The organism is Streptomyces sp. NPDC006265, assembly GCF_040613555.1.
In the GTDB taxonomy this organism is placed as follows: domain Bacteria; phylum Actinomycetota; class Actinomycetes; order Streptomycetales; family Streptomycetaceae; genus Streptomyces.
The window spans coordinates 1-5360 of sequence record NZ_JBEXSH010000639.1 but is presented as its reverse complement, the minus strand read 5'-3'; the positions used below and the strand labels follow the sequence as shown (position 1 = coordinate 5360).

The window sequence follows — 5360 nt, the reverse complement described above, 5'->3', positions numbered from 1 at the left end:
TCCAGGATCTCGGCGGCCGTGCCCGGGATGGTGTCCAGGCCCGCCTCCTTGGCGGCGGTCAGCCACTCGCGGACCGACATGCCGGTGCGGGTCGCGCCGTTGACGACCTCCATCGGCGAGAAGGCGTGCACGTGCATGCCCGGAACGCGTTCCTTCACGGCCCGCGCGATGTCGAAGTACGCCGTGCCCGGCAGGTCCGGGTGGATGCCGCCCTGCATGCAGACCTCCACCGCGCCCACCTCCCAGGCCTGCTGGGCCCGGTCGGCGACCTGGTCCAGGGAGAGGGTGTAGGCGTCGGCGTCCGTGCGGCGCTGGGCGAAGGCGCAGAAGCGGCAGCCCGTGTAGCAGACGTTGGTGAAGTTGATGTTGCGGGTGACGATGTAGGTGACGTCGTCGCCGACGGCCGACCTGCGCACGTCGTCGGCGACACGGGCGAGGGCGTCCAGCGCCGGGCCGTCCGCGTGCAGCAGGGCCAGCGCCTCGTCGTCGGTGAGCTTCGTGGGATCGTCGGCCGCCGTGCGCAGGGCCTCGCGCACGTCGGTGTCGATGCGCTCGGGGACCATGCCCGGGGCGGCGGCCTCGCGCAGGGCGCCCCAGTCGCCGTACACCTCGTCGAAGTCGTCCCGGCGGTCCGACGTACGGCCCTCGGAGTCGATCGAGGAGTGCAGGTCGGTGCGGCCGGACGCGACGAAGACCTCCTCCGGCTCCTGCCACGGCAGGCCCTCGGGCAGGGCTTCGGGGCGGGCGAGGCCGGTCTCCGGGTCGGCCAGCGCCGCCACGTGCGGGCGCACCCGCGGGTCCAGCCAGGGCTCGCCGCGCCGCACGAACTCCGGGTAGACACAGAGGCGTTCGCGCAGGTCGAAGCCGGCCGCGCGGGACTTCTCGGCGAGTTGCTCGATCTGCGGCCAGGGGCGCTCGGGGTTGACGTGGTCGATGGTGAGGGGGGAGACCCCGCCCCAGTCGTCGATACCGGCGCCGATCAGCCGCTCGTACTCGTCGTCGACGAGGTTGGGCGGGGCCTGGATGCAGCCGGAGGGGCCCATGAGCAGCCGGGCGACGGCCACCGTGGCGACCAGTTCGTCCAGTTCCGCGTCGGGCATGCCGCGCATCGCGGTGTCCGGCTTGGCGCGGAAGTTCTGGATGATCAGTTCCTGAATGCCGTGGTAGGCCCGGGAGACCTTCCGCAGTGCGAACAGCGACTCGGCGCGCTCCTCGTACGTCTCCCCGATGCCTATGAGGACACCGGAGGTGAAGGGGACGGAGGAACGCCCGGCGTCCTCAAGCACCCGCAGGCGCACGGCGGGCTCCTTGTCGGGCGAACCGTGGTGCGGGCCGCCGGGCTCCGACCACAGCCGGGTCGCGGTCGTCTCCAGCATCATGCCCATGCTGGGCGCGACGGGCTTGAGCCGCTGGAAGTCGGTCCAGCTCATGACGCCCGGGTTGAGATGGGGCAGCATGCCGGTCTCCTCCAGGATCCGGATGGAGATGGCCCGGACGTAGGCGAGGGTGTCGTCGTAGCCGTGCGCGTCAAGCCATTCGCGCGCCTCCGGCCAGCGGTCCTCGGGCTTGTCGCCGAGGGTGATGAGGGCTTCCTTGCAGCCGAGGGCGGCGCCCTTGCGGGCGATGTCCAGCACCTCGTCCGGCGACATGAACATCCCGTGGCCCTCCCGGCGCAGCTTGCCCGGGACGGTCACGAAGGTGCAGTAGTGGCACTTGTCCCGGCACAGCCGGGTCAGCGGGATGAAGACGGATTTGGAGTACGTGATGACGCCGGGCCGTCCGGCCGCCGCCAGGCCCGCGTCCCGCACCCGGGCGGCCGAGGCCGACAGGTCCTCCAGCTGCTCGCCCCGGGCCTGGAGCAGCACCGCCGCCTCGGCGACGTCGAGCGAGACACCGTTCCTGGCCCGTTTCAGGGCGCGACGCATGGAGTTGTCGGTGGGGCCGGTTCCGGAGGTCGCGGAGGTCGTCATCCTTCGAGCATACGAGTGCGCTGATCAGGCTCGGGGAAGCCCCGTCAGTGGAACGCCAGCCACCCGATGCCCAGGGCCGAGGTGAGGCCGGCGGCGGCGACGGCGGCCGGTCTGTTGCGGTGCAGGGTGAACCAGACCAGCACGGCGGTCACCAGCACGGCCGTGGTGCCGATCGTGGCACGCAGCAGCCCCTGGCTGTACCCGTACTCGGTGAAATGGCGCAGGAGCCAGGAAAACCAGGTAAGCCTCATCATGTTCTCTCCCCCGTGGCGAACTGACCGGTAGTTTAGTAGGGGGAGCCAACGGGTCTGCCGGGCAGGGGAGTTGTCAGAGATGGGCGGCGAGGCCGTCCAGCGTCTTCAGCACCTCCGCCTCCCCCGCCGGAGGCAGCTGCGCCACGACCTCCTCGATGCCGAGGTCGGCGTAGTGGGCGAGCTTGCCCGGGGTGGGGTGGACGGCGTAGGGGACGATCTGGAGGGCCCGGGGGTCGCGGCCGGCGTCGGCCCAGACGGTGCGCAGCACGGGCAGCGCCTCCCCGAGACCACGCCCGCCGATCGGCAGCCAGCCGTCGGCGTACTCGCTGATGTGTGTGAACAGCTTGGGTCCGGCGGCGCCGCCGACGAGCGTGCGCGGGCCGACGACCGGGCCGCGCGGCTTCCGCACGGGCTTCGGATACGCGTGGCTGGCCCGGACGCCGCCGAACTCCCCCTCGTAGGCGACCGGCTGCTCCGACCACAGGGCCCGCATCAGCGCCATCCGGTCCCGGACCAGCTCGCGCCGTGCGCTCCACCGCACGCCGTGGTCGGCGACCTCCTCCACGTTCCAGCCGAAGCCGAGCCCGAGCGTGAACCGGCCGCCGGAGAGGTGGTCGAGGGTGGCGATCTGCTTGGCCAGGGCGATCGGGTCGTGCTGGGCGACGAGCGTGATGCCCGTGCCGAGCCCGAGCCGCTGGGTGACGGCTGCGGCCTGGCCGAGGGCCACGAACGGGTCGAGGGTGCGCCCGTACTCGGGCGGCAGATCGCCGCCCGCCGGGTACGGGGTGGTCCGCTCGACGGGGATGTGGGTGTGCTCGGGCAGATACAGCCCGGCGAATCCGCGGTCCTCCAGCTCCCGGGCGAGCCGGGTCGGGGTGATCGTCTCGTCGGTGAGGAAGATCGTCACGGCGATGCGCATGACGCATCACTACCCGAGCGGAGCGCAACTGCCCATACCGACCGGTCGGACCTTCAGCCGACGGCCGCGGGCGCCGCATAGCCGATTCCGGCCTCGGCCCCCGCCCACAGCAGGGCCGCGACCGCGCTGCAGGGGGCGATGCGACGGTAGGGCAGACGGGTGACGCGCGAGGCGCGGAGGGGACGCGGGGTGACGGCGCGGACCAGCGGGAAGCGCCGGCCGGCGCCCGCAAGGACGCCGGAGGCGCCCCGGTGCATCCGCCTCGGCGCGGGAACACCGTCGTCAAGGCGCACCTCAGCCGTATCCTCGCCGCGCTGGAAGTCACCAACCGGGTGCAGGCGGCCCTGCCGGCCCGGGACGCGGGCCTCACCCCCTGACCCGGCGCGGCCCGTTCCCCTGCCGCCCGCCGTCCAATTCCCCTCCCTTGCACGGCGGTTCACGGCCGCATACAAGAGTTGCACGCCCCACCCCCGCACCACCCATGCCATGTCACCGACGACACCTGGGGAGCAGCAGCATGTGCGAGGACAGCCACGGCGGGCTCGGCCGGCGCGCTCTGTTCGTGACGGGAGCGGCGGCCGCGCTTACGTTGGAAAGCGTGAGCTTCGCTTCAGCGGCCGATGGGGACCGGGAGAGCAGAACCGTGCGTGGCACGCTGCCACCCGGCTCCCCGGACTTCGTGTACCTTCCCGTCGATGTCCCGGCCGGTGTCCGGGAGCTCAGGGTCGCCTACACCTACGACCGGCCGTCCGTCCCGGCCGGCACTTTGGGCAACGCCCTCGACATCGGCGTCTTCGACGACCGCGGCACCGAGCTCGGCGGCCGGGGCTTCCGGGGATGGTCGGGCGGGGCGCGCACGGAGTTCTTCATCCGCGCGGACGACGCGACGCCCGGCTACCTCCCGGGCCCGGTGCGCGAGGGCACCTGGCACATCGCGCTCGGCCCGTACACCGTCGCCCCGCAGGGCCTGTCGTACGAGATCACGATCACGCTGACGCACGGGGAGCCGGGCGAGACCGCCCAACCGGTGTATCCGCCGGAGCGCGCGAGGGGCCGGGGGCGGGCCTGGTACCGGGGGGACTGCCATCTGCACTCCTGGCACTCCGACGGCCGCCGCGCCCCCGCCGAGATCGGGGAACTGGCCCGGGCGGCCGGCCTGGACTTCATCAACTCCTCCGAGCACAACACGCACTCCGCGCACGCCCACTGGGCCGACGTGGCCGGGGACGACCTGCTCGTCATGCTGGGCGAGGAGATCACCACCCGCAACGGGCACGTCGTCGCGCTCGGCACCGACCCGGGCACCTTCGTCGACTGGCGCTACCGGGCCCGCGACAACCGCTTCGGCCGCTTCGCCCGGCAGATCCGCCGCGCCGGCGGCCTGGTCGTCCCGGCCCACCCGCACGCCACCTGCGTCGGCTGCAACTGGAAGTTCGGCTTCGACGAGGCGGACGCGATCGAGGTGTGGAACGGCCCCTACACGCCCGACGACGAGATCGCGCTGGCCGACTGGGACAGCATGCTCGTGGCGTCCGTACGGGACGGGCGCGGCTGGCTCCCGGCGATGGGCAGCAGCGACGCCCATCGCTCCCCGGACGCGGTGGGCAGCCCCCAGACGGTCGTCCTGGCCGACGACCTGACCCGGGAGGCGATCCAGGAGGGCATCCGGACGGGACGGTCCTACGTCGCCGAGTCCGCGCGGGTCGCGCTGTCGCTGCGGGCGTCCGGCGGACGCGGCGAGCACGCGGGCATCGGCGAGCGGCTCACCGTCGGCCGCGACACCCCGGTCACCGTCCGCCTGGAGGTCACCGGCGCCCCGCGCTGCACGGTCCGCCTCGTCACCGACCAGGGCGTCCTGCACACCAGCGCCCCGCTGCCGGTCTCCGGCTCCGGCAAGGTCGAGTGGCGGACGACACCGTCCTACGCGGCGTACGTACGGGCCGAACTGCGGCACGAGGCGGCCGCGGGACCGCTCCCCGGGCCGCTGGCGGCGTTCACCAACCCGATCTTCCTGGGGCGCCGCACGGACTAGTGCCGCATCAGGCAACGTTCGCCCCGTCACGACGCCCGGCACGCTCCCCCGAGCTCTCGACTCCGCTCGAGCAGGGGGTACCCCCACTCGCCGCACCGGCCGAAACCCCACGTACGTCCAGTACGAGGGCTTCCGGCCGGCACGCCGAGAGCACGCACCAAACGCCGCTCCTCAACGGGCAAACG

5 protein-coding genes and 1 pseudogene are annotated in these 5360 nt (G+C 72.9%); 2 read left to right on the top strand and 4 right to left on the bottom strand.

Annotated elements, in window-relative coordinates; all coding sequences use genetic code 11:
• From ABZ281_RS36130 to ABZ281_RS36115, 4 genes are all read right to left on the bottom strand, one after another.
• Window positions 1-1970, bottom strand: a 1970-nt coding sequence (locus ABZ281_RS36130) for a bifunctional FO biosynthesis protein CofGH (RefSeq protein ID WP_356662289.1), incomplete at its 3' end; no start/stop codon positions are given.
• Window positions 1971-2014: 44 nt separating this feature from the next.
• A complete protein-coding gene (locus tag ABZ281_RS36125) occupies window positions 2015-2224 on the bottom strand; it encodes a hypothetical protein (RefSeq protein WP_356662288.1) in 210 nt (69 codons plus the stop codon).
• A 73-nt stretch (window positions 2225-2297) separates the two neighbouring features.
• Complete coding sequence (locus ABZ281_RS36120; RefSeq protein WP_356662287.1) at window positions 2298-3143, bottom strand: TIGR03619 family F420-dependent LLM class oxidoreductase; 846 nt, start codon at window positions 3141-3143, stop codon at window positions 2298-2300.
• Between the two features lie 53 nt (window positions 3144-3196).
• The gene (locus ABZ281_RS36115) at window positions 3197-3400 is read right to left on the bottom strand and encodes a hypothetical protein (protein WP_356662286.1); all 204 of its coding nucleotides are present in this window, start codon (window positions 3398-3400) and stop codon (window positions 3197-3199) included.
• Between the two features lie 24 nt (window positions 3401-3424).
• On the opposite strand from ABZ281_RS36115, the pseudogene ABZ281_RS36110 reads away from it, so the two are divergent.
• Window positions 3425-3520 (top strand): annotated as a pseudogene (locus ABZ281_RS36110) (DNA-binding response regulator); the annotation flags it as partial.
• Window positions 3521-3660: 140 nt separating this feature from the next.
• Window positions 3661-5175 carry a CehA/McbA family metallohydrolase gene (locus ABZ281_RS36105; RefSeq protein ID WP_356662285.1) on the top strand — a complete coding sequence of 505 codons (1515 nt, stop codon included), beginning with the start codon at window positions 3661-3663 and terminating at the stop codon, window positions 5173-5175.
• Window positions 5176-5360: the final 185 nt, after the last annotated feature.